Consider the following 228-nt stretch of genomic DNA (forward strand, 5'->3'; position numbering starts at 1 on the left):
GGGACCAAGTCGAAGATGATCGTGAACACGATCGGCATGGGCGCGCCGCCGCCGATCCCCTGGTTCGCGCGATAAATAATGAGCTGGTCCATGTTCTGGGCGGAGCCGCACAGAATCGAGCCCAGCAGGAACAGCGTTACGTCCAATAGTAAAAACCGACTGCGGCCGAACATGGCGGACAGCTTGGCAAAAATCAGCGGGGCCACGACCATGGCGCGCATATTGGGG

The 228-nt window shown here is 59.6% G+C and carries 1 protein-coding gene; it reads right to left on the bottom strand.

The genetic code is table 11. From position 1 onward, the window contains the following. Positions 1 to 228, bottom strand: a 228-nt coding sequence (locus KVT38_RS34515) for an MFS transporter (protein WP_368859206.1), incomplete at both ends; no start/stop codon positions are given.

Origin of the sequence: Cohnella sp. GbtcB17, assembly GCF_019091135.1 — a bacterium.
Classification (GTDB): domain Bacteria; phylum Bacillota; class Bacilli; order Paenibacillales; family Paenibacillaceae; genus Cohnella.